This window comes from Streptomyces sp. NPDC096012 (genome assembly GCF_040426375.1).
Lineage (GTDB): Bacteria > Actinomycetota > Actinomycetes > Streptomycetales > Streptomycetaceae > Streptomyces.
The window spans coordinates 249,938-272,365 of the sequence record NZ_JBEOTD010000006.1 but is presented as its reverse complement, the minus strand read 5'-3'; the positions used below and the strand labels follow the sequence as shown (position 1 = coordinate 272,365).

At 71.2% G+C, this 22,428-nt stretch carries 20 protein-coding genes and 3 pseudogenes; 17 read left to right on the top strand and 6 right to left on the bottom strand.

Going from position 1 to position 22,428, the window contains the following annotated elements:
• Positions 1-116 precede the first annotated feature (116 nt).
• The 9 genes and pseudogenes from ABVB68_RS09770 to ABVB68_RS09730 all read left to right on the top strand — a co-directional run bounded on the left by ABVB68_RS09770 (position 117) and on the right by ABVB68_RS09730 (position 8,412).
• Positions 117-761: an HAD family hydrolase gene (locus tag ABVB68_RS09770; protein WP_353600481.1), complete on the top strand. Its 645-nt coding sequence runs from the start codon at positions 117-119 to the stop codon at positions 759-761.
• 93 nt (positions 762-854) lie between these two features.
• Positions 855-1,577: pseudogene (locus tag ABVB68_RS09765) on the top strand (VC0807 family protein); the annotation flags it as partial.
• A 342-nt stretch (positions 1,578-1,919) separates the two neighbouring features.
• Positions 1,920-3,137 carry an MFS transporter gene (locus ABVB68_RS09760; RefSeq protein WP_353600479.1) on the top strand — a complete coding sequence of 406 codons (1,218 nt, stop codon included), beginning with the start codon at positions 1,920-1,922 and terminating at the stop codon, positions 3,135-3,137.
• Positions 3,088-4,260, top strand: coding sequence for an acetoin utilization protein AcuC (locus ABVB68_RS09755; RefSeq protein ID WP_353600478.1), 1,173 nt, complete (start codon positions 3,088-3,090; stop codon positions 4,258-4,260). The genes ABVB68_RS09760 and ABVB68_RS09755 overlap by 50 nt, the downstream gene beginning before the upstream one ends.
• Before the next feature lie 383 nt (positions 4,261-4,643).
• Positions 4,644-5,459 (top strand): phosphatase, encoded by an 816-nt coding sequence (locus ABVB68_RS09750; protein WP_353600477.1) that lies wholly within the window; start codon positions 4,644-4,646, stop codon positions 5,457-5,459.
• 129 nt (positions 5,460-5,588) lie between these two features.
• Positions 5,589-5,801 (top strand): helix-turn-helix domain-containing protein, encoded by a 213-nt coding sequence (locus ABVB68_RS09745; protein ID WP_046417307.1) that lies wholly within the window; start codon positions 5,589-5,591, stop codon positions 5,799-5,801.
• A 133-nt stretch (positions 5,802-5,934) separates the two neighbouring features.
• Entirely contained in the window at positions 5,935-6,033 is a 99-nt protein-coding gene (locus ABVB68_RS09740) for a 30S ribosomal protein bS22 (RefSeq protein WP_003948845.1), read from the top strand.
• 217 nt (positions 6,034-6,250) lie between these two features.
• Positions 6,251-7,312, top strand: a complete 1,062-nt coding sequence (locus tag ABVB68_RS09735) for an NAD-dependent epimerase/dehydratase family protein (RefSeq protein ID WP_353600476.1) — start codon at positions 6,251-6,253, stop codon at positions 7,310-7,312.
• Between the two features lie 14 nt (positions 7,313-7,326).
• Positions 7,327-8,412, top strand: coding sequence for a lysophospholipid acyltransferase family protein (locus ABVB68_RS09730; protein WP_353600475.1), 1,086 nt, complete (start codon positions 7,327-7,329; stop codon positions 8,410-8,412).
• 150 nt (positions 8,413-8,562) lie between these two features.
• Here ABVB68_RS09730 and ABVB68_RS09725 read toward each other — a convergent pair whose 3' ends face one another.
• The 3 genes from ABVB68_RS09725 to ABVB68_RS09715 form a co-directional block, all read right to left on the bottom strand.
• The gene (locus tag ABVB68_RS09725; protein ID WP_353600474.1) at positions 8,563-9,798 is read right to left on the bottom strand and encodes a DUF5667 domain-containing protein; all 1,236 of its coding nucleotides are present in this window, start codon (positions 9,796-9,798) and stop codon (positions 8,563-8,565) included.
• A 247-nt stretch (positions 9,799-10,045) separates the two neighbouring features.
• Positions 10,046-10,825, bottom strand: a complete 780-nt coding sequence (locus ABVB68_RS09720; RefSeq protein ID WP_353600473.1) for an ECF subfamily RNA polymerase sigma factor, BldN family — start codon at positions 10,823-10,825, stop codon at positions 10,046-10,048.
• Between the two features lie 613 nt (positions 10,826-11,438).
• A complete protein-coding gene (locus ABVB68_RS09715; protein WP_353600472.1) occupies positions 11,439-12,368 on the bottom strand; it encodes an HAD family hydrolase in 930 nt (309 codons plus the stop codon).
• 128 nt (positions 12,369-12,496) lie between these two features.
• Here ABVB68_RS09715 and ABVB68_RS09710 point away from each other — a divergent pair, with 128 nt between their 5' ends.
• The 5 genes from ABVB68_RS09710 (at position 12,497) to ABVB68_RS09690 (ending at position 18,242) form a co-directional block, all read left to right on the top strand.
• Positions 12,497-12,778, top strand: a complete 282-nt coding sequence (locus ABVB68_RS09710; protein WP_353600471.1) for a glutaredoxin family protein — start codon at positions 12,497-12,499, stop codon at positions 12,776-12,778.
• A 280-nt stretch (positions 12,779-13,058) separates the two neighbouring features.
• Positions 13,059-13,823 (top strand): redox-sensing transcriptional repressor Rex, encoded by a 765-nt coding sequence (locus ABVB68_RS09705; protein ID WP_353600470.1) that lies wholly within the window; start codon positions 13,059-13,061, stop codon positions 13,821-13,823.
• Positions 13,820-15,535 carry a glutamyl-tRNA reductase gene (locus ABVB68_RS09700; RefSeq protein WP_353600469.1) on the top strand — a complete coding sequence of 572 codons (1,716 nt, stop codon included), beginning with the start codon at positions 13,820-13,822 and terminating at the stop codon, positions 15,533-15,535. The genes ABVB68_RS09705 and ABVB68_RS09700 overlap by 4 nt, the downstream gene beginning before the upstream one ends.
• The gene (hemC, locus tag ABVB68_RS09695; RefSeq protein WP_353600468.1) at positions 15,532-16,536 is read left to right on the top strand and encodes a hydroxymethylbilane synthase; all 1,005 of its coding nucleotides are present in this window, start codon (positions 15,532-15,534) and stop codon (positions 16,534-16,536) included. The genes ABVB68_RS09700 and hemC overlap by 4 nt, the downstream gene beginning before the upstream one ends.
• Entirely contained in the window at positions 16,533-18,242 is a 1,710-nt protein-coding gene (locus ABVB68_RS09690; RefSeq protein WP_353600467.1) for a bifunctional uroporphyrinogen-III C-methyltransferase/uroporphyrinogen-III synthase, read from the top strand. Before hemC ends, ABVB68_RS09690 begins: the two co-directional genes overlap by 4 nt.
• Positions 18,243-18,407: 165 nt before the next feature.
• Here the strand turns inward: ABVB68_RS09690 and ABVB68_RS09685 are convergent, their stop codons facing one another.
• Positions 18,408-18,584 carry a DUF397 domain-containing protein gene (locus ABVB68_RS09685; protein ID WP_353600466.1) on the bottom strand — a complete coding sequence of 59 codons (177 nt, stop codon included), beginning with the start codon at positions 18,582-18,584 and terminating at the stop codon, positions 18,408-18,410.
• A pseudogene (locus ABVB68_RS09680) lies at positions 18,581-18,706 on the bottom strand (transcriptional regulator); the annotation flags it as partial. The gene ABVB68_RS09685 and the pseudogene ABVB68_RS09680, both read right to left, overlap by 4 nt.
• Positions 18,707-18,724: 18 nt before the next feature.
• On the opposite strand from ABVB68_RS09680, the pseudogene ABVB68_RS36875 reads away from it, so the two are divergent.
• A pseudogene (locus tag ABVB68_RS36875) lies at positions 18,725-18,880 on the top strand (ATP-binding protein); the annotation flags it as partial.
• Between the two features lie 265 nt (positions 18,881-19,145).
• Positions 19,146-20,120, top strand: coding sequence for a helix-turn-helix domain-containing protein (locus ABVB68_RS09675; RefSeq protein WP_353600465.1), 975 nt, complete (start codon positions 19,146-19,148; stop codon positions 20,118-20,120).
• Positions 20,121-20,173: 53 nt separating this feature from the next.
• On the opposite strand, the gene ABVB68_RS09670 is transcribed toward ABVB68_RS09675, so the two are convergent.
• On the bottom strand, positions 20,174-21,166 hold the full coding sequence (locus ABVB68_RS09670) for a phospholipase D-like domain-containing protein (protein WP_353600464.1): 993 nt from the start codon (positions 21,164-21,166) through the stop codon (positions 20,174-20,176).
• A gap of 262 nt (positions 21,167-21,428) precedes the next feature.
• On the opposite strand from ABVB68_RS09670, the gene hemB reads away from it, so the two are divergent.
• Entirely contained in the window at positions 21,429-22,421 is a 993-nt protein-coding gene (gene hemB / locus ABVB68_RS09665; RefSeq protein ID WP_353600463.1) for a porphobilinogen synthase, read from the top strand.
• Positions 22,422-22,428 lie beyond the last annotated feature (7 nt).

Here is a 22,428-nt window from a genome sequence, read left to right as displayed (position 1 = left end):
GTACTGCAGGGGGGACCCTGTGGGAGAGTAGGACACCGCCGAACAAAATTTGAGGGAGACCCCCGCATCGAAAGATGCGGGGGTTTTCTGCGTTCCGGGTCTCTTAGACTCATGGCATGCGCCACAACCTCATCATCTTCGACAACGACGGTGTCCTGGTGGACAGCGAGCCCATTTCCAACCGGCTCCTTGCCGCCTATCTGACCGAACTGGGGCACCCCACGTCGTACGAGGAGTCCATACGGGACTACATGGGGTCGGCGATGCACCGGATCCATGAGCTCGTCCTGGAGCGGACCGGACGGCGGCTGCCCGACGACTTCGACGACGTCTTCCACGCGCGCGTCTTCGCCGCCTTCGCACGGGAATTGAAGCCCGTGGCCGGCGTCGGCGACGTGCTGGAGAAGCTGGCCGCGAGCGGGGTGCCGTACTGCGTGGCCTCCTCGGGAAGCCACGAGCGGATCAGGGTCGGGCACCGGACGACCGGACTCGACCGGTGGTTCGCCGAGGGGCGGATCTTCAGCTCGCAGGACGTCGGGCGGGGCAAGCCGGCGCCCGACCTCTTCCTGCACGCGGCCGAGCGGATGGGGGTCGCCCCCGAGCGGTGCCTGGTGATCGAGGACTCGCCACTGGGCGTCCAGGCGGCCCTGGCGGCCGGGATGGACGTGTACGGTTTCACCGCGATGACGCCCGCCTCCAGACTCGCCGGGGCGAACAAACTCTTCTCCGGCATGGGGGAGTTGGCCGACCTGCTGGTATGACCCGGGCCACCGGTCGGAGCCTGACAATTGTCATCCGGTCCTGCGGACGAACGTTCCTACCCGAGGGCCCTCGCCGGCCGCGAAGCTTGGGGCATGAAGAAGAACACGGGGGCCCGGGGCCGGAGCAGGCACCAGAAGCAGAAGCAGAACCCGAGCGTGCTGGACAACTTCAAGCCGCTGCTCGTCGATGTCGCGGTACCGCTCGGCTCGTACTACGTCCTGAAGGACGGCCTCGGGATGAGCATCTTCGCCGCGCTCGCCTGGAGCAGCGTGGTCCCGGCGGTGCGGACCGCATGGGGACTGGTCAGGGAGCGGAGGACCAACGCGCTGGCCGGACTCATCCTCGTCGTGAACGTGGTGTCGCTGCTGCTGAGCTTCGTCTCGGGTGACCCGCGGCTCATGCTCGCCAAGGACAGCGGCGTCAGCAGCGTGGTCGCCATCGGCATCCTGGTCTCGGTCCGGCTCGGCAAGCCGATGATGACCGCCGGCATGAAGCCCTTGCTCATCAAGGGCGACGCCGCGAAGGAGGCCGCCTGGGAGCGGCTGGCTTCCGGGTCGGCGGACTTCCGTCGCAAGGAGAACGTGTTCTCCGCCGTCTGGGGCCTGGCGCTGCTGGCGGAGTGCGTCGCGCGCGCCGTCGGGGCGTACACCGTCCCGGTGGACACCATGGTGTGGCTCGGCACGGTCATCATGATCGGTGCGATGGCCGTCGCCTTCGTGGTCTCGGGTGGCCTGGCCGTCGGGCCGATGGACAGGATGCTGGCCGCCGAGGTCCGCACCGAGGCCGTGCCCGCGGAGGGGGAGGCAGTGGCCGCCGGCCAGGGCGAAGCCGCCGGTCACGGCGAAGCCGTCCGTCACGGCGAAGCTGCCGGCCAGGACGAAGCCGGTCGGCAGATCGAAGCCGGTGGCCGGGGCGGGAAGCCCGCGGTCGCCGTCACCGTCGCTGCCTGAGCCTTCCGCTCGGACCATGCCGTCCGCCGGGCAAAGCCTCCCGCCCGGCGACGCCACAACACCCGCCGACGCCAGAGCGTCCGGCCACGCGAGAGCGTCCGGCCGACGCCGGGCCGCTCGCGCGGTGCCGAACTCGGGTAAACCTGAGGGAAATTCATCTTTGGCTGGATCTACCCACAGGTAGCCAGGGGCCCTACGCTCGCCGCCATGACTGATGTGCTGCGGCGCGGTAGGGCCTCGCTGGCGTTCAGCTTCTTCGCCCAGGGCGTCGCCTTCGCCCTCCTGGTCACGCGCATCCCGGCCGTCCAGGACCGCTACGGCATCTCCGACGCGCTGCTGCCGGTCTTCCTGGCCGCCGTACCGATCCTCGCCGGTGCCGGCAGCGTGACCACCGAGCACCTCGTGAAGCGGGTACGGCCGAGCCGGCTGCTGCGCTGGTCCCAGCCGCTGGTCCTGCTGGCGCTGCTCGGAGCCGGTGCCGGCGGGCACGGGCAGGTGGCCGCGGCGGCGGTGGCGCTGGGTGCCTTCGGGCTGGCCGTGGGGGTGCTGGACGCCTCCATGAACATGCTCGGGGTGAGCCTGCAGCGGGCGTACCGGCGCAGCATCATGCTCAGCTTCCATGCCGCCTACAGTCTGGGCGGGATCGTGGGCGCCTCGCTGGCCTGGGCCGGAGCACACTGGCACCTCGCGCTCTGGGTGTCGTACCTGCCGGTGGTGGCCGTGCTGCTGCCGGCGGCGCTGGTGGGCAGCCGGTGGTACGTCGACGGAGATCCGGCGCCGGTGGCGGAGGACCGGGAGCCGGGCGGGAGCCTGGTGTTCAGGCTGCTGCTGCCGCTGTGCCTGGTGATGACCTTCGCGTACATCGGGGACTCGACCGTCTCCAACTGGAGCGCGAAGTACGTGAAGGACGTACTGGGCGGTTCGGAGCAGCTGGCGACCGTTCCGTACAACGTGTACATGGTGACCACGCTGGTGGGCCGGGGCATCGGGGACCTCGGGGTGCGGCGGTTCGGGGCCGTGGCGGTCGTCCGGCTCGGCACGCTGGTGGCGGCCGGGGGGTTCGCCGTCGTGGCCGTGGCGCCGGACGCGTGGGTGGGGATGCTCGGGTTCACCCTGCTGGGCCTCGGCCTGTGTGTCCTGGTCCCGCAGACGTTCGCAGCCGCGGGGCGGCTGTTCCCCGGCGCGTCGGACGCGGCGATAGCCCGGCTCAACATCTTCAACTACGTCGGCTTCCTCGTCGGTTCCCCGTTGGTGGGGGCGCTCGGGGACGCGTGGAGCTACCGGGGGGCCATGCTTGTGCCGATGGTGTTGGTGCTGCTGACGTTGGTGTATGCCAGGTCGTTCGCCGCTCAACCGGACCGATACGGTGGCGGGCATGAGCGGCCGCGCACAGCTGATGTGGGACGAGGCAGTAACGGGCTATGACTTCGGCCCGGACCATCCGATGGATCCGGTCCGGCTGGCGCTGACCAGGAAGCTGGTGGGCGCCTTCGGGCTCGACCGGGAGATGGCGGTCGTCGCGGCGAAGCCGGCCGGGGAGTCGACGCTGCGGCTGGTCCACCGGGAGGACTACATCGACGCCGTGAAGGCCGCGTCCGCGGATCCGGCGGGGGCCCAGGGGGCCTACGGGCTCGGCACGGTCGACGATCCCGCGTTCGCCGGGATGCACGAGGTGTCCGCGCTGATCGCCGGGCAGTCGGTGGGGGCCGCGGAGGCGGTGTGGCGCGGGGACGCCGACCACGCCGTGAACTTCGCCGGGGGCCTGCATCACGCGATGCCCGGGGGTGCCTCGGGGTTCTGCGTCTACAACGACGCGGCCCTGGCGATCGCCCGGCTGCTGGAGCTGGGGGCCGAGCGCGTCGCCTATGTGGACGTCGACGTCCATCACGGGGACGGGGTGCAGGCGGCGTTCTGGGAGGATCCACGGGTTCTGACGATCTCGCTGCACGAGCATCCTCGTACGTTGTTCCCGCAGACCGGATGGCCGCAGGAGACCGGGGCGGGCGAGGGCGAGGGTGCCGCCGTGAACGTGGGCCTGCCGGCGGGGACGGCCGACGCCGGGTGGCTGCGGGCGTTCCACTCGGTGGTGCCGGAGCTGCTGGCCGACTTCCGGCCACAGGTGCTCGTGTCGCAGCACGGGGCCGACACGCATTTCGAGGATCCGCTGGCGCATCTCGCCGTCTCGCTGGACGCGCAGCGGGCGGTGCAGGTGGCGTGCCACGAACTGGCGCACGAGCACGCCGGGGGCAAGTGGGTCGCGCTGGGTGGCGGCGGGTACGCGGTGGTGGACGTCGTGCCGCGCTCGTGGACGCACCTGGTGGGGATCGCGGCGGGCCGGCCCGTCGCCCCTGAGGCCGTGATTCCCGAGGCCTGGCGGCAGGAGGTGTTCGCCCGCACCCGGCAGCTGGGGCCGCAGCGGATGACCGACGGCCGGTGGCCGGTGAGTTGGGCGTCCTGGGAGGCGGGGTACGACCCCGCCGACCGCCTGGACCAGGCCGTGCTCGCCACGCGCCGCGCGGCGTTTCCGCTGCGGGGCCTGCTGCCCTAGAGGGGGCGCAGTCCGGCGCTGCTGCGGGCCGGGACGGAAGGCCGAGGCCGGCGCCCCTGCCGAGGCCGAGGCCAATGCCGACACCGAATCCGAGGCCGGCACCGAGGCCGACGCCCATGCCGATGCCGAGGCCGGCACTGAGGCCGAATCCGAGGCCGGTGCCCATGCCGGCACCGAATCCGAGGCCGGCACCGAGTTCGACGCCCATGCCGGCACCGGAGCCGAAGCGTGAGCCGAAGCCGAAGCCGAAGCCGAAGCCGAAGTTGATGCCGAGGCCGGGCCGGGTGTCGCGGTGGGCCTCGGTGTCCGCCCGTTACGCCAACCGTGCGGAATTCCCCGCGTTTGCGCCTCGCCCTCAGCGGCGATGAGTCACCATCGCACCCGTGCCGACCCGCGCCGAGCTTCGTGAGCATCTCCTGGCCGTCCGGTTGGCCGGGGTCGTGGGGACCTCGCGGGAGCGGAGCCTGCGCAGCTACCGGCTGTTCGCGGCACGGGATCCCCGGGCGCTGATCGGAATCGACCCCGAAGGGCCCTGGAGCCAGCGGGACTTGCTCGCGTTGATGGCGCGGAGGTGCGGCGTCTCCGCCGATCCCCGGCACACCTCCGGTCCCGACGTGATCGATCCGGAGCGGACACTGGCCGCCCTGGACGCCTTCGCGGAGCGGATCCACGAGGTCGCCGGGCGCGGCGCACCCGTGCTGTTCGGCACCGGGCACCCGCAGCGGCTGCTCGGGTTCTACGCCGGCCTCGCGGACGCGCTCTCGGCGGCGGGATGTGAGGTACTCACCCCTGCGCAGGGTCGCTGTATCGACATATTGACCCGGTTCGGTCTACGCACGTACGACCTCGACTACGTACGGGGTGTTGCCCTGGTGCGGGAACCGGGAGCCGTGCGCCCCGGTGGTGAGCCGGGTGTCCACAGCCATTCCCCGCTCCCGGTTCGGGTCGCGCTCGAGGCCGCCGCGGAGTGCGGGGGACCGCTGCCGGAGCTGGTCGTCGGGGACCACGGGTGGGTCTGCGGTGCTGGTCAGCTGGGGTTCGAGGCGATCGGGCTGGCCGACACCGACGATCCCGCGCTGTTCGTGGGGGAGGCGGAGGGGTGCGTGTCCGTCGTCGTTCCGGTTGACGATGCCGTGCGATCGGCGTACTACCGCCCTCTCACCCGCTACGTGCTCAAACGGGCGCGTCTGTCACAGTAGGGCAGAGATGGGTGCACCTCTTCCCCACTCGCATCACCCGCCCCTACATTGGGGAGTGAGCACGCAGCGACGAAGAGTCACCGGAAGGGGAAGCCGGTGGCCGTCGAGTGCGGAAGGTTCAGGTGTGTCATGGCTGCAGCTGGCGAGAGGCCTCTGAACGAGGTTCAGTTCCTTACCGTGGCGGAGGTCGCCACGGTGATGCGAGTGTCCAAGATGACCGTGTACCGGCTGGTGCACAGCGGTCATCTGCCCGCGATCCGGGTGGGACGGTCCTTCCGTGTCCCGGAGCAAGCGGTACACGAGTACCTCCGCGACAGCTATGTGGGGGTGGAAACGGCCTGACGGCGCCCCCGGGCGACCCCGGAGCACCCTCGATTACGACCTCGGCGCCCGGTTGGGTAGGCTAGCCCCTCGTAGGTCGTGTGGGCCCATGGCGCCCAAACAACCGAGTGATGAGAAGTGAGCGAGGGTAGTCGTGGGCTCTGTTATCAAGAAGCGGCGCAAGCGGATGGCCAAGAAGAAGCACCGCAAGCTGCTCAAGCGCACGCGCGTTCAGCGTCGCAACAAGAAGTAAGCGGCGCCGCCGAGGCGTGACCTGTGGCCCCCCACCAGGACTGGTGGGGGGCCACAGGCGTGTGAGCCGGCAGGTTCCGGTCACCCGGCACATTCCGATGGGGGACATTCGGTCACCTCCTGCATCGGGCGGTCATCACAGCGCAACGACGAACCGCTAAGTTGGCCGCACACGGGGAACCCGGGATACCGGTAACGCGGGAAGGAAGGCGCTGATCTTGGCGAAGGTCGTGCTCGTCACCGGAGTCGCCCGGCAGCTGGGCGGCCGGTTCGTGCGGCGGATCCAGCGGGACCCCGAGGTCGACCGCGTGGTCGCCGTCGACGCGGTGCCGCCCGCCCACCATCTGGGCGGGGCCGACTTCATCCAGGCCGACATCCGGCAGCCGACCATCGCCCGGGTGCTCGCGGAGACGGGCGCCGACACGGTCGTGCACATGGACGTGACGGGTACGGCCCTGGGCGGCGGCAACCGGGCCACGGTCAAGGAGACCAACGTCATCGGCACCATGCAGCTGCTCGGCGCCTGCCAGAAGTCGCCGACGGTGAAACGGCTGGTGGTGAAGTCCAGTACCAACGTGTACGGTTCGGCGCCGCGTGATCCGGCCGTCTTCACCGAGACGACTCCGCCGAAGTCGCTGCCCAGCGGCGGTTTCGCGAAGGACGCCGTCGAGGTCGAGGGGTACGTGCGCGGGTTCGCGCGGAGGCGGCCGGACGTCGCCGTGTGCGTGCTGCGGTTCGCCAACATCCTCGGGCCGGCCGCGGACACCCCGCTCGCCTCGTACTTCTGCCTGCCGGTCCTGCCGACCGTGTTCGGCTACGATCCGCGGCTGCAGTTCGTGCACGAGGACGACGTCATCGAGGTGCTGCGGATCGCCTCGCACGAGCCGCGCCGGGGCACCCTCAACAGCGGTACCTTCAACATCGCCGGGGACGGTGCGCTGCTGCTCTCGCAGTGCTCCCGGCGCCTGGGCCGGCCCACCGTGCCGCTGCTGCTGCCCGCGGTCACCTGGGCCGGCTCCCTGGTCCGTACGCTGGGTATGACGGACTTCTCGCCCGAGCAGATCCGGTTGCTCACCCACGGACGGGTGGTGGACACCGTCCAGATGCGCGAGACGCTGGGTTTCACGCCCAGGTACACCACGGCGGAGACGTTCGCGGACTTCGCCCGCGGCCAGGGCCCCGGGCTGCTGCCGCCCGAGGCTCTCGCGGGGGCCGTCGACCGGATCGCCGCGCTGGCCGAGCCGGGCAGCGGCCGGCCCACGACGCACAGCGCCAACTGAGGAGCGCAGCAACGATGGCGGACGCCAAGGTCATTCCGTTCGACGACGACCGCTCCCGCGGGAACGGCGCGCAGCGCCCGGCGCGGCGCCGGAGTCCGGCCGGCCGGCGCAAGGGCGGCGAGAGCACGGTGCGCGGCGTCGGGGAGCCCGGGGAGATGGGCGAGGTCCAGCCCCTGCCGGGCCGGGCGCAGGCGCAGCAGGACGCAGCTGTGGGCCGCGAGGAGGAGCCGCTGGACCGGCCGGAGGCCGACGGGCACGACAGCGGCCTCGAGCGGCGTGTGGCGGCCGGGCTGGCCTTCCTGCGGCGCCGGCTGACCGGGGAGTACGAGGTCGACGACTTCGGCTACGACGAGGAGCTGACCGACCAGGTCCTGATGTCGTTGCTGCGGCCGGTGTACGAGAGGTACTTCCGGGTCGAGGTGAAGGGCGTCGAGAACATCCCGGCCGAGGGCGGGGCGCTGATCGTCGCCAACCACTCCGGGACGCTGCCGCTGGACGGCCTGATGATGCAGGTCGCGGTGCACGACCACCACCCGGCCGGCCGGCATCTGCGGCTTCTCGCGGCCGACCTGGTCTTCGTGCTGCCGGTGGTGAACGAGCTGGCGCGCAAGCTGGGGCACACCCTGGCCTGTGCGGAGGACGCGGAGCGGCTGCTGGCGCAGGGTGAGCTGGTCGGGGTGATGCCGGAGGGCTTCAAGGGCATCGGGAAACCTTTCAGCGAGCGCTACAAGCTCCAGCGGTTCGGCCGCGGCGGCTTCGTCTCCACCGCACTGCGCCAGGGCGCGCCGATCATCCCGTGCTCCATCGTCGGGGCGGAGGAGATCTACCCGATGATCGGCAACGCGAAGACCCTCGCCCGGCTGCTGGGCTTCCCGTACTTCCCGCTGACGCCGACGTTCCCGTGGCTGGGGCCGCTGGGGGCGATCCCGCTGCCGACGAAGTGGACGATCCAGTTCGGTGAGCCGATCCCGACGGACGGCTATCCGCCGGAGGCGGCGGAGGACCCGATGCTGATGTTCAACCTGACCGACCAGGTCCGCGAGCAGATCCAGCACACGCTGTACAAGCTCCTGGTGCAGCGCAGGTCGGTCTTCTTCTGACGCCCGGTTTCCAGGCCCGTTTCTCGCGTCCCGCTTCTCGCGTCCGGTTTCCGACGTCCGGTCGGGGCCGGCATCCCGTGCGGGTGCGGAGAACGACGACGGGGGCGCCCCGCTCGGGAGGGGCGCCCCCGTTCTCATGGCCCGAGGGCGTCAGTCGGCGTCCTCGCCGTTGATTCCCAGGCCGGGCAGCAGGCCCGGCAGGAGCGGCGGCAGGGTGACGTCGGGTGCGCTCGTCGGGGGTTTGACGACGGACGGCGCGCTGCTGCCGGTGCCGGTCCTGGGCGGGTCGAGCAGGCCGCCGGTGTCGCCGCCGATGAGGCCGTCACCGCTGCTGCCGGTGGCCGAGCCGCTCGGGGTCCCGGCGTTCGTGTGCTGTCCGGCGGACGGGGTGCCGCTCCCGCTGGGGGTGGTGGACCGGTGGGTGCCGGAGGAGGAGCCGGAGGAGGCCGGACCGGAGCCCTTCCGCCGCTGACCGTCGCCGGGCCGGGACGACGGTTGCGGGAGCAGGGACTGCAGCGGGGCCACTTCTTCGTCTATGGCGTCGAAGACCGACGACACCTGCTGTTTGACGTCCCCGAGCTGCACCGGCAGCTTGTCGCTGAGGGCGCTCCACATCTCGCGGTGGGACCGCGAGAAGCTGGACAGCGCCTGGATGGGGCCCAGGGAGTCGGGGTCGGCCTCGTAGGCGGCGTGCAGCAGGCGGTGGCCCTCGGTGACGTCGTGCTGCATCCCGGACAGGGTGCGGCGGATCTCACCGATCGATTCGTGGTCGAGATGGCCGCTGCGGCCGCGGTCCAGTAGCCGACGGGCCTCGCTGAGCCGGGTGGAGGCCTGGTCGAGGTAGGTCTGACCGCGCTGGTCGTCCCCGTCCGTCAGGTAGTTGAGCCTGAAGTCCTCGATGCCGCGTTTCAGGCCGTACAGCGAGTCGCCGGGCAGGGCGTCGGAGCTGGCGGCGGCGACCCCGCCGAAGGCCCCGGCGGCCACGCCGACGCTGAGCCCGCCCGCGGCGAGCCCCTTGGTCAGTCTGGAACGCGGGCGGAGCTTGCCCAGCGGGCTGGCCCGGTGCGCGCCCTTGGCCCGGTGGGAGCGCTGTTCCGGTACGGACGCGTCCACCGCCCCGGTCCCCTCCTGGAGCATGGCCTCCATCGCGGCCACCAGCTGGGCGCGCTGGACGACCTTGACCTCGGGGTCGAGCTGTGGCTTCGGCAGCGCGCCGAGATCCGCCGCCAGGGCCAGCAGCGGGCCCTGTTCGGTGCGTTCCTCGGCGGTCGGCGGCGACTGCGCCGCTGCTGCTGACTGCTCGGCCGCCGTGTCCTGGCCGGACTGCTCCTCCAGGGCCTGGGCGAAGGCGTTCGCCCGCCGGTGCGCCGATACGTTCGCGATCACTGGCGGCACCTCCTCTCGTCATGACGGTCGACTCCCCAGGGGGTCCTGAGGGTTGCACGCCCACGAGCACTTCACACGATCGAGCGATCAGGGTCGGCCAGGACGTGACCACAGGGAGCCTGTATCCCGCACAACGACTGGCGCGGCACTTGGGTTACGGACGGCGGATGATCGGCTCGGAAAGGCAACGAGCTTTCACGAAGAGTGAGTTGACGGTCGCCCTCGGTGGCGTGCCCGGGGCGCTCACTCAGCGCGCGTCGTCCGGCAGCAGCCGGGCGAGGGTGCGTACCGCGCGGTACTGCAGGGTCTTGATCGCGCCCTCGTTCTTGCCCATCACCCGGGCGGTCTCGGCGACCGAGAGCCCCTGGAGGAAGCGGAGCGTGACGCACTCCTGCTGCTGCGGGTTGAGCCGGCGCACGGCGTCCAGGAGGGCGGCGTTCGACAGGGACTCCAGCACGGAGTCCTCCGGGGAGCGCTCGACCTCGTTGGCGTCCAGCATCTCGCCGGTGGTGACCTCGAGGCGGAAGCGGCTGGACTTGAAGTGGTCGGCGACGAGGTTCCGCGCGATCGTCACCAGCCAGGCCCCGAAGTCCCGGCCCTGCCAGGTGAAGGTGCCGATCCTTCTGAGGGCCCGCAGAAAGGTCTCGCTCGTGAGGTCCTCGGCGGTCGCCCGGCCGCCCACGCGGTAGTAGATGTAGCGGTAGACGGTGTCGCTGTACTGGTCGTAGAGGCGTCCGAAGGCTTCGGCCTCGCCCGCCTGGGCGCGTTCGACCAGGTCCATCATGCGGGCGCTGTCGCTGTCCGCGGCGGGACGGCGGGCGGTGGGGGCGCCGCCGGCGCGCCCACGTCTGCCGACCGCGGCGCCGCCGTCGGCCAGTGCGTAGCACGGGCCGACGGGCGCGGCGGCGGCGAAGGCGGGGACGGTGTACGCGGTGGGGACGAAGCCGCGCAGCGTCTCTTTGACCGTTGCGACCGTTGCGCGCAGCGTAGCCAGGCCCGAGGCGTCAACCCCGACGTGTGGGTACACGGGACTCCCAGAGGCAGAGCTTTCATCACGTGCAGTGCGGGACCGTTCACCCGTCGTAGCGACGGAGGGGTACCGGATTGCGTCTGAGGAGAATAACGCTTCGTGCAGGCACTGCTACACCGAGTTGCTCAAATCATCGATTGCGTCGCTTCTGTAACCGGTTGACGCCCTATCACGAGCCACAGAGTGATCGATTGTTGAACGGAAAGAGGCGATTTTCGGCGAAGTACGGGGCGAGTTGAAGTGGCCGCGGCATAATTCGTGCGCGCGGGAAGGTGGCCGCGAAGGGGCCCGGGAGGGCGCGGGGAACCGCGCGGGGCGGCGAAATCGGGCCCGCGTGTGCAGTCGTGGCGGACCGTCGCAAGCAGTCGTGGCGGACCCGCGCCGACGGTCGGGCGGATCCGCGCCGACGGTCGTGGCGGATCCGCGAGAGGGCGCGGCGGATCCGCGCCGCCGGTCAGGGCGGATGTGTATGCGTCAGTCCCGGCGGACTCGTGGACGAGAGGGCGTGGCCGGGCCGTGCGTGGCGGTGGCCGGTGGTCTCCGGGTGCCGTTCTCGGCGTCCGCGCCCGCGTGTCTCCGCGCCCGCGCCCGTGTCCGCGCCCGCGTGGTGCTAGCGGCGCCGTCGGCTCAGGGCGATCGCCGCCGCGGTGCCGCCGGCGACCGCGCCGACGCCGGCCGCCGCCGGGATGCCCACCTTGGCCGCCTTGCGGCCGGTGCGGTAGTCGCGCAGGCGCCAGTCCTTCTCGCGGGCGTGCCTGCGCAGCTTGGCGTCCGGGTTGATCGCGTAGGGGTGGCCGACCAGGGACAGCATGGGGATGTCGTTGTGGCTGTCGCTGTAGGCCGCGCAGCGCGAGAGGTCCAGCCCCTCCGCCGCGGCCAGGGCGCGGACCGCCTCCGCCTTCGCCGGGCCGTGCAGCGGCTCGCCCACGAGCTTGCCGGTGTAGACGCCGTCGACCGACTCCGCGACCGTGCCGAGCGCGCCGGTCAGTCCCAGGCGGCGGGCGATGACCTGGGCGATCTCCACCGGGGCGGCGGTGACCAGCCACACCTTCTGGCCCGCGTCCAGATGGGCCTGGGCCAGGGCGCGGGTGCCGGGCCAGATGCGGTCGGCCATGTACTCGTCGTAGATCTCCTCGCCGATCGTCTCCAGCTCGGCGACCCGGTGGCCCTTGACGATGGACAGGGCCGAGTCACGGGCGTCCTGCATGTGCTCGGGGTCCTCGACGCCGGCCAGCCGGAACCACGCCTGCTGCCAGGCGAACCTGGCCAGGTCGCGCGTCTCGAAGAACTTCCGCTTGTACAGGCCCCGGCCGAAGTGGAACAGGGCGGCGCCCTGCATCACGGTGTTGTCGAGGTCGAAGAACGCGGCCGCCCGGTCGTCGCCGAACACCGGGAACACCGGTTCCGCCACGGCGACCTGCCGGGTCTCCTGCGCCTCCTGCGAGGACTTGCGGGCGGCCTCCGCCGAGGCCTCGCCTGCCAACACGCTCCGCGCCGTGGCGGAGCGCCTACGGGGAGTGAGCCATCCGAGAGCGGCCATGTCGTGAGCATAGCCAGTTCGGCCGGTGCTTCCGGAGTCCGGAGGTTGGCGCGGTGTGAACTCTCCGCGACCGCGCCGTTAAGGAAGTGCCCGGAAACGACCGTGGCGGTGGCGGCGGAAGCGCGAGAATGGCCGGTATGAGTCCCCTCTTCCGACGTAAGGCCGAGCCGCGCGAGCGGCTGGTGACACTCGTCCGCAGGCCCGGCTGCCATCTGTGCGACGACGCCGAGCTGGTGGTCGGCAAGGTCTGCGGCGATCTCGGCGTGTCCTGGGAGCAGAAGGACATCACCGAGGACCAGGCCCTGCACGACCGGTACTGGGAGCAGATCCCGGTCGTACTGATCGACGGTGAACAGCACACCTTCTGGCGCGTGAACGAGCAGCGACTGCGCCGTGCACTGACCGAGTAGTCCAAACCGGCCTGAAAGTCGCTTAGGATCGACGGCGGTTTGGTCTCGGGGGCGGGATTCGTGAGGAGAGTGTGCGGTTTTGCCCCCAGTAACGAAGGAGCGGCGGTCCGTATGCGCCGGTTCCCGTCGATGGCACAGCAGGTGCGTGACCCCGGTCACTTCTGCCGGGCAAATCGGACACCATCTTTGTGCACGCGTTCACAAAGACATAGCCTGCTGTCGACGGGGCGGTCTGGGGACGTATGACCGCCTGCAGCCCCGCTCTACCCGCAGGAGCACCGTGGCAACTGGCCGAACACACCGACCGGCGAGCCGTAGCCGAGGGATTCCCGAGGCCACCGTCGCCCGGCTTCCGCTGTACCTCCGCGCACTGACCGCACTGTCGGAGCGCTCGGTCCCCACGGTCTCCTCCGAGGAGCTGGCCGCGGCGGCGGGCGTCAACTCCGCCAAGCTGCGCAAGGACTTCTCCTACCTGGGCTCGTACGGAACCCGCGGTGTCGGCTACGACGTGGAGTATCTCGTCTACCAGATCTCCCGCGAACTCGGCCTGACCCAGGACTGGCCGGTTGTCATCGTCGGTATCGGCAACCTCGGCGCGGCGCTCGCCAATTACGGCGGGTTCGCCTCCCGTGGTTTCCGGGTCGCCGCCCTCATCGACGCCGACCCGGCGATGGCCGGCAAGCCGGTCGCGGGCATCCCGGTGCAGCACACCGACGAGCTCGAGAAGATCATCAAGGACAACGGCGTCTCGATCGGCGTGATCGCGACTCCCGCCGGTGCCGCCCAGCAGGTCTGCGACCGGCTCGTGGCCGCCGGAGTCACCTCGATCCTGAACTTCGCGCCGACCGTGCTGACCGTCCCGGACGGCGTCGACGTGCGCAAGGTCGACCTCTCCATCGAGCTGCAGATCCTCGCCTTCCACGAGCAGCGCAAGGCCGGTGAGGAGAGCGCGGCCGGCGAGGGCGCGCCCACCGCCGCCGCCACCCGCGACGAATCCGCCGACCAGGGGCCCGACGGGGACGTACCCGCCGTGATGCCGGCATGAGTCTCCTCGTCGTAGGCCTCAGCCATCGCAGCGCCCCGGTCAGCGTGCTGGAGCGGGCCGCGCTGAACGCGGACGCGCAGACCAAGCTGCTGCAGGACACGGTCGCCGCCGAGCCCGCCACCGAGGCCGCGGTGCTCGCCACCTGCAACCGCATCGAGCTGTACGCGGACGTGGACAAGTTCCACGCCGGTGTCGCCGAGCTGTCCACCCTGCTCGCCCAGCACAGCGGGCTCGGCCTGGAGGAACTGACCCCCTACCTCTACGTGCACTACGAGGACCGGGCCGTCCACCACCTGTTCTCGGTGGCCTGCGGTCTCGACTCGATGGTCGTCGGCGAGGGGCAGATCCTCGGCCAGATCAAGGACTCCCTGGCCAGGGCGCAGGACCTGCACACCGCCGGGCGGCTGCTGAACGACCTGTTCCAGCAGGCCCTGCGGGTCGGCAAGCGTGCCCACGCCGAGACCGGCATCGACCGCGCCGGACAGTCACTGGTCACCTTCGGCCTCGAGCAGCTGGCCGCGGGCGGTGACGTGCGGGAATGGGCGACCGGCCGCACGGCGCTGGTCATAGGCGCCGGGTCGATGTCGTCCCTGGCCGCCGCCACCCTCGCGCGGGCCGGGGCCGGCGAGATCGTCGTCGCCAACCGCACCTTCGAGCGCGCCGAGCGCCTCGCACTGCTGATCCAGGAGCAGTACGGAGCACGCCTGACCGAGGGCGACGGCACGGCGGTGACGGCCCGCGCGGTACGGATGGACGCCGTGCCGGACGAGCTGACACGTGCCGACGTCGTCGTCTCCTGTACCGGGGCGACCGGCCTGGTGCTCACGGCGGACGCGGTCGCGCACGCGGTCGAGGGCCGCACCGGGCAGCCCGCCGAGATCGCCGAGAGCGCACCGGCGAGCGCACAGCCGAAGGCGCCGCAGCCGGCCGGCGGCGCCGGCAACGACGACAACTGCCCCCTCGACCTGGCCGCCGTACAGCCGGGCTTCTCCGTCATGGGCGAGGCCGCCGTGGCCGGCCTGGACGCGGCCACGCTGGAGCAGCACGCGGCCTGGGTCGCCGGCGGGACGCTGGACCGCCGGGACCGCCGTACGCCCGAGGCGGACGCCGAGCTGATCACCGCGCTCGCCGCGACCGCCGCCACCATCGGCCGTGTCCCGGAGCGGCGCAGGCCCGAACCCGTCGCCGTGATCCCGCGCCCGGCGCCCTCCGTCTTCCTCCTCGACCTGGCCATGCCCCGCGACATCGACGCGGCCGTGCACCGGCTGGCCGGGGTGCGCCTGGTGGACATCGAGTCGCTGGCGGAAGCCTCGGCCGACGCGCCGATGGCGGCCGACGTGGACCAGGTCCGGCGTATCGTCTCCGACGAGGTCGCGGCCTTCGGTGCGGCACAGCGGGCGGCGCACATCACGCCGACCGTGGTCGCGCTGCGCACCATGGCCGCCGACGTCGTCGCCGGTGAGATCGCACGGCTCGACGGGCGCCTGCCCGACCTGGACGAGCGCCAGCGCGGCGAGATCCGGCAGGCCGTGCACCGGGTCGTCGACAAGCTGCTGCACGCGCCGACCGTACGGGTCAAGCAGCTCGCGGCCGAGCCCGGCGGCGCCGGGTACGCGGACGCGCTGCGCACCCTGTTCGACCTCGACCCCGAGACGGTCGCCGCCGTCTCACGGGCCGGGGACAGCACGGAGGAGAAGGACCGACCGGCATGACTGAGAAGGCACTGCGACTGGGGACCAGGCGGAGCAAGCTCGCCATGGCCCAGTCCGGGCAGGTGGCGAGGACCGTCCAGCAGGTGACCGGGCGGCCCGTCGAGCTGGTCGAGATCACCACGTACGGCGACACCTCCCGCGAGCAGCTGGCGCAGATCGGCGGCACCGGCGTCTTCGTGACGGCGCTGCGCGACGCACTGGTCCGCGGCGAGGTCGACTTCGCGGTTCATTCGCTCAAGGACCTCCCGACCACCCAGCCCGGGGAACTGGTCCTGGCCGCCGTACCGCCGCGCGAGGACCCGCGGGACGTGGTCGTCGCGCGCGACGCGCTCAAGTTCACCGACCTGCCGCGCGGGGCCCGGATCGGAACCGGCTCCCCCCGCCGCATGGCGCAGCTGAACGCGTACGCCCGGACCCACGGCATGGACATCGAGACGGTCCCGATCCGCGGCAACGTCGACACCCGGATCGGGTACGTCCACGGTGGCGAGCTGGACGCGGTCGTCCTGGCCGCCGCCGGACTGAACCGGATCGGCCGGATCGACGAAGTGACCGACTTCCTGTCGGTCGACACGGTTTTGCCCGCCCCCGGCCAGGGGGCCCTGGCGATCGAGTGCAGGGCGGGGAACACCGCCCAAGACACTGCCCTCATCGCGGCGCTCGGCGAACTCGACGACCCGTACACTCGGGCCGCCGTGACCGCCGAACGGTCACTGCTCGCCGCCCTGGAGGCCGGTTGCAGCGCCCCTGTGGGTGCGCTGGCCGACCTTCCCCCACTCTCGGCTCCGTTCGAGCGGGGGGACCCCCAGGCCGAGCAGGTTGTCAAGGAAATGCGCCTGCGCGGCGTCGTCGGCACGACCGACGGCACCCGCATGGTGCAGCTGTCCACCACCGGTCCCGTGCCCCAGACGCACGACCAGGCATCGGCACTCGGGCGCGAACTCGCCACCGAGATGCTCGCCCAGGGCGCGGCCGGTCTGATGGGGGAGCGAGCACAGTGAGCCCCACCACTCTTCCCGCCGGCCTCGAACACGGTCACGTCACCTTCCTCGGTGCCGGACCCGGGGATCCGGGACTGCTGACTCTGCGCGCCGTGGAGGCGCTGTCGACCGCGGACGTCCTGGTCGCCGAGCACGAGGTGCTCGACGTGATCCGGACGCACGCCCGACAGGGCGTCTCCGTCGTGCCGATGGACGCGGACTCCTCCTCGGTGTCACCGCCGGGCACGGGCACGCCCCAGCTGACGGTCGTCGACGGCACGTCAACACCCGTCGCCGCCCCGGCTGCTGCTCGGGATGCCGCTCATCTTGTCATGCAGGCCGCGCGAGGCGGCAGGCGGGTCGTCCGGGCGGTGTCCGGGGACCCGGGACTTGATACGTACGCGGCCGAGGAAATGCTCGCCTGCGCCGCCGCCGGTGTGCCCTTCGAGGTCGTACCGGGTGTGGCGGCCGCGGTCGGTGTGCCGGCGTACGCCGGTGTCCCGCTGCGGGACCGGCAGGGAGCGGACGTCCGGTTCGTGGACGCCCGCACCGCCTCCGACCGCTGCTGGACGGAGGTGGGCGCCTCGGACGGCACGGTCGTCGTCTCCGCGACGCTGGACTCCGTGGCGGCCGCGGCCGGTGAGCTGGTGGCGGCGGGCCGCAAGCCGGACACGCCGCTGACGGTCACGGTCGCCGGTACGACGACCCGTCAGCGCACCTGGACGGCGACGCTCGGCACGATCGCGCAGACCCTGAAGCAGGCGAAGGTGCTGCCCTCCCCCGAGGGCGGCCGGCCGGTGATAGCCGTGGTCGGCGAGCGCTCCGCCGCCGCCCAGCGTGACCAGTTGTCGTGGTTCGAGTCCAAGCCGCTGTTCGGCTGGAAGGTGCTCGTGCCGCGGACGAAGGAGCAGGCGGCGTCGCTCTCCGACCAGCTGCGGTCCTACGGAGCGGTGCCGCACGAGGTCCCCACCATCGCGGTGGAGCCCCCGCGCACCCCGCAGCAGATGGAACGGGCCGTCAAGGGCCTGGTGACCGGCCGTTACGAGTGGATCGCCTTCACCTCGGTGAACGCGGTCAAGGCGGTACGCGAGAAGTTCGAGGAGTACGGCCTCGACGCCCGTGCCTTCGCGGGCATCAAGGTGGCCGCGGTGGGCGAGCAGACGGCCAAGGCGCTGATCGCCTTCGGCGTGAAGCCCGATCTGGTGCCGAGCGGTGAGCAGTCGGCCGCGGGCCTGCTGGAGGACTGGCCGCCCTACGACCCGGTCTTCGACCCGATCGACCGCGTCTTCCTGCCCCGCGCGGACATCGCCACGGAGACCCTGGTCGCCGGTCTGATCGAACTCGGCTGGGAGGTCGACGACGTCACGGCCTACCGGACGGTGCGCGCCTCGCCGCCGCCGGCCGAGACGCGGGAGGCGATCAAGGGCGGCGGCTTCGACGCGGTGCTCTTCACGTCGTCGTCCACGGTCCGGAACCTGGTCGGCATCGCCGGCAAGCCGCACAACGTCACGGTGATCGCGTGCATCGGCCCGGCCACGGCGAAGACGGCCGAGGAGCACGGGCTGCGGGTGGACGTCATGGCTCCCGAGCCGTCCGTGCACAGGCTGGCGGAGGCACTGGCCGACTTCGGCCTGAAGCGGCGGGCCGCGGCCCTGGAGGCCGGCGACCCGGTGACCCGGCCGAGCGAACGCCGGCCGGGGGCGCGAAGGCGCCGCTCCACGACGTAGTCCCGCTCAGCGGTTTACGGGGCAACTCCGACGCCCCGCCGTCCCTGCACTGGGGAGACGGCGGGGCGTTCGCGTGGGGCACGCACCCCCCAGAGGGCCAGTTGTGATCCACAGGAATGTGCCCTCGCAGCCGTGGTCGGATGCGAGGGCACCGTCGATCGTGGGTCAGCGCTGTGAGGCGTACGGCAGGAAGGTCGCCCAGGCCCTGGGGGTGAGGGCGAGGCGGGGGCCGGTGGGGTTCTTGGAGTCGCGGACGAGGATCTGGTCGGGGATGGTCGCCACTTCGACGCAGTCGGGGCCCTCGTCCGTGCTGTAGCTGCTCTTTATCCACTCCAGCTTCATGTCTCTCCCAGCACCTTCTCGATGAGGACCGTCGACTCCCGTGGGTCGAGAGCCTGTGCCCGGATGATCCGATAACGCATATCGAGTAGCTGCACCTCTTTCGGATCGACGATCACTCGGCTGTACGGACCGCGGCCACCGGGCCGGCCGAGTGCGGCTACGGCCTGCTACTGGTCGCGGAGTTGGCGGACCGCTGGGGGGTGTGGCAGGGGCCGGTGCCGTGCAAGACGGTGTGGGCCGAGATCGATACGGCCGGGCCATCGGCGCACCTCGCACCGGAGCCGGGAAATGCGTGACGCGGTGGCACCGCGGCCGGGGCTTCGGGCCGTAAAAGACCAAAGAACCCGGGAAAAAAACCAACCAACCAAACCAAACCCCGCGTAGGTCACCCGGGCGGGTGAATGCGGTTGATCTGGCTGGCGCGTCGGCGCCTCGGGCGTGCAGTCTCACCCCGAGGCATATGCGCTTCACCACGCCACAAGTCCACACATGCATCGGCCCCCGCCGGGACGGCAATCCCAGTGCGAGGGCCTGACCAACGAGGAAGAACGGACCTTCCCCATGGCTGAGAAGAAGCCTAACGCCGCCCCGCGCCCGATTCAGGGTGTTCGAGCATCCACCACCCCCTCCGGTGTCATCCACGTACGCACGTACCACTCCGGCCGGTACGTGGTCGTCGGCAACCACCTCGCCCAGCACCGCGAACTGTCCCTGACCGCCATCGGCCTGGCGACCCACATCCTGTCGGTGCCCGAGGGCACGCCGGTCGACATCCGCACTCTCGCCGACCGCTTCCCGGAAGGGCGGGAGCGGATCGCGTCGGCGCTGCGCGAGCTGGAGGCGCACGGCTATCTGGAGCGGATTCGCGAGCACACGGAGTCGGGTCGTCTGGTGACGCGGACGTACGTCCACCACACACCTGCTCCTGCCGCAGATGCCGGTTCTCCCACACCGCTTCGCCTCGCCGGGCGCCCGCCCCGTATCCATGACCGTCGGCCCATGGCAGGTGCGGACGTCCAGGCAGCGCCCGAGGAGGACGACCAAGTCCCTCCCCGGCAGCCGCCCGAGCCCGAACCGCCCGCGCAGAGGCCCACGCCGACGCCCACGGCGAGCGGACCACGCGACCCCCGGTATGACCGGGCCGCAGCCCTCCTCGCGGGCCTGCGCCGTACCGACCACCGCCTCATCCTCTCCCAGCGGCAGGTGGACCGACTCGCTCCCGCCGTCGCCGCGTGGTTCGAGGTGGGGGCCACGGAGGCCGCTGTTCACCACGCCTTGAGCGCCGGTCTTCCCGTGCACATGCCGCACCCGGCCGGTGTGCTCGCTTATCGGCTCGACGCGATGCGGCCGGTACCGCTTCCCCCGGGCCCCGTAGCCTCGCCGTCCACCGCGAAGCCGGTCGGGGCCGGCGGTCGGTCCGCCCCCCTGCAGAACTGCGACGGCTGCGATCGCGCCTTCCGCGCCCCACACCCCGGCCGCTGCCGTGACTGCCGCACCGCTTGGACGGTGCCGGAGGAGCGTGTGTGCGTTGCGTGAGCCTGTTGAGCGGCAGGCGGGTGTCGGTGGTGTTCGCCTGCCGCTCGTGGAGGTCAGGCCCCCGTACCGCCCGCATAGTCGCCGTTGAACGTCGTCTCGACCGTCTGGGCGACCGGCTGGGCCACGCCCGTGCCGGTCAGGATGATGCCCAGCTCGCGGTTGTTGCTGAGCGAGTTGCTGCTGATGTTCATGGAGCCCGCCTCCACCTCCTGGGTGGACAGGCCGTAGTCGGCGACCATCGCCTTGGCGTGGATGTAGAAGCCGTTGGGGTCGGAGTAGCCGACGACGGTGCCGCCGGCGGCTTTGACGGCGGAGACCTCGCTGGAGTAGCTGGAGGGGTTCTCCAGGACCACGCGGACCTTCACGCCGGCCTTGGCGCGGGCGACGATCGCGTTGACCACCGTGCTGTCGCTGAACTCCAGTTCCTCCACGTCCAACGTCTTGGTCGCGGAGTTGATGAAGGACACCAGGCGGTTGCGGGAGTCGGTGGGGGACCACAGCAGGTGGTCACCGTCGGTGGGGGTGACGGACGTCGCCGTGTAGTCGGCGTTGAAGACCTTCTCGATGGCGGCGACGTCGCGGGTGTCGTCGGTGAAGACGCCGTAGTCCCGGCTGGTCGTGTAGTACTGGGACGTCAGATTGCCCGTCATGACCAGGGACTTGACGCCGTCCACCGTGATCGTCTTCTGATGGGTGTAGACGAAGGCCGAGGACGACCAGACCACGCCTATGCCCGCGTTCTTCAGGGACGTGTACGCCGGGTTGTCGGCGCTCTGGTGCTGGCGGTCGAGGATGACCCGGACCGTGACGCCCTTGTTCTTCAGGGCTATGAGGTCGTTGACGGCTGTGGTGTCCTCCAGCTCGTACATGGTCATGTCGAGCGTGCTGGTGGCCGAGTTGACGAAGTCGTAGATCGTGGGCTGGCTGCCGGTCTGGGAGAAGGCGAACGCCGAGTAGCTCGCGGCGTTCGCGGGTACGGCGGTGACGGCGACGGCGGTGCCGGCGGCGACGACGACGGCCGCACGGGTGAGGGCCTTCCGCAGCATGCGTGACTCCTGGGGTGAGCACCGGGAGGGGGTGGCGCGTACATGACACCACGCGCGTAGAACGCTGGGGAGGACGGAGGATCCAGGGATGCCCAGGGGAGCGCAAAGACTTCGTATCCGCGCGCCGTTATGCCCGCGAATGGCGTGAATGGGCTGTCTGTGGACTCCCTATGGGCCCGTCACCGGGCTGACTGTGACTCCCGTCACCGGGCCGACAGGGCGTCGGCAAAGGAGGGGGCGCGGCGGGCGTAGCGTAGAACGCATGACGAAGTACGGATCCTTTCCCGGTACGCGTCCCCGGCGGCTGCGCACCTCGCCCGTCATGCGCCGCATGGTCGCCGAGACGCGGCTGCACCCGGCCGACTTCATCCTCCCGGCGTTCGTCCGGGAGGGCGTGAGCGAGCCCGTGTCGATCGCCGCCATGCCCGGGGTCGTGCAGCACACCCGGGACAGCCTGAAGAAGGCCGCGCTGGAGGCCGTGGAGGCCGGGATCTCCGGGATCATGCTCTTCGGCGTGCCGGAGGAGTCCAAGAAGGACGCCCAGGGCACCGTAGGCACCGATCCGGACGGGATCCTTCAGGTCGCGCTGCGCGATGTGCGGGCCGAGGTCGGCGACGACCTGCTCGTCATGGCCGACCTGTGCCTGGACGAGTTCACCGACCACGGGCACTGCGGCGTGCTGGACGCCGAGGGGCGGGTCGACAACGACGCCACCCTCGAGCGGTACGCCGAGATGGCTCAGGTGCAGGCCGACGCCGGCGCCCATGTCGTGGGCCCCAGCGGCATGATGGACGGGCAGATCGGCGTCATCCGCGACGCGCTCGACCAGATCGGCCGCGAGGACGTGGCGATCCTCGCCTACACCGCCAAGTACTCCTCGGCCTTCTACGGCCCGTTCCGCGAGGCCGTCGCCTCTTCGCTGCGGGGCGACCGCAAGACCTACCAGCAGGACCCCGCCAACTGGCGCGAGTCCCTGCGGGAGCTGGAACAGGACCTCGCCGAGGGCGCCGACATGGTGATGGTCAAGCCGGCCGGACCCTACCTGGACGTCCTGGCCCGGGTCGCGGACAGCGTGGACGTCCCGGTCGCCGCCTACCAGATCTCCGGCGAGTACTCGATGATCGAGGCCGCCGCCGAGAAGGGCTGGATCGACCGGGACCGGGCCGTCTTCGAGACCCTGACCGGCATCAAGCGAGCCGGGGCGCGGAACATCCTCACCTACTGGGCGACCGAGGTGGCCCAGAAGCTGCGCTGAGCGCCGC

Coding starts and splice junctions, on each gene's coding strand:
- ABVB68_RS09760 (WP_353600479.1), top strand. CDS start 1,920: ATGACTGATGTGCTGCGGCGCGGTAGGGCCTCGCTGGCGTTCAGCTTC.
- ABVB68_RS09715 (WP_353600472.1), bottom strand. CDS start 12,368: ATGGCCGCTCTCGGATGGCTCACTCCCCGTAGGCGCTCCGCCACGGCG.
- ABVB68_RS09685 (WP_353600466.1), bottom strand. CDS start 18,584: ATGAAGCTGGAGTGGATAAAGAGCAGCTACAGCACGGACGAGGGCCCC.
- ABVB68_RS09745 (WP_046417307.1), top strand. CDS start 5,589: ATGGCTGCAGCTGGCGAGAGGCCTCTGAACGAGGTTCAGTTCCTTACC.
- hemC (WP_353600468.1), top strand. CDS start 15,532: ATGACTGAGAAGGCACTGCGACTGGGGACCAGGCGGAGCAAGCTCGCC.
- ABVB68_RS09670 (WP_353600464.1), bottom strand. CDS start 21,166: ATGCTGCGGAAGGCCCTCACCCGTGCGGCCGTCGTCGTCGCCGCCGGC.
- ABVB68_RS09710 (WP_353600471.1), top strand. CDS start 12,497: ATGGCCGGTATGAGTCCCCTCTTCCGACGTAAGGCCGAGCCGCGCGAG.
- ABVB68_RS09755 (WP_353600478.1), top strand. CDS start 3,088: ATGAGCGGCCGCGCACAGCTGATGTGGGACGAGGCAGTAACGGGCTAT.
- ABVB68_RS09675 (WP_353600465.1), top strand. CDS start 19,146: ATGGCTGAGAAGAAGCCTAACGCCGCCCCGCGCCCGATTCAGGGTGTT.
- ABVB68_RS09700 (WP_353600469.1), top strand. CDS start 13,820: ATGAGTCTCCTCGTCGTAGGCCTCAGCCATCGCAGCGCCCCGGTCAGC.
- ABVB68_RS09770 (WP_353600481.1), top strand. CDS start 117: ATGCGCCACAACCTCATCATCTTCGACAACGACGGTGTCCTGGTGGAC.
- ABVB68_RS09730 (WP_353600475.1), top strand. CDS start 7,327: ATGGCGGACGCCAAGGTCATTCCGTTCGACGACGACCGCTCCCGCGGG.
- hemB (WP_353600463.1), top strand. CDS start 21,429: ATGACGAAGTACGGATCCTTTCCCGGTACGCGTCCCCGGCGGCTGCGC.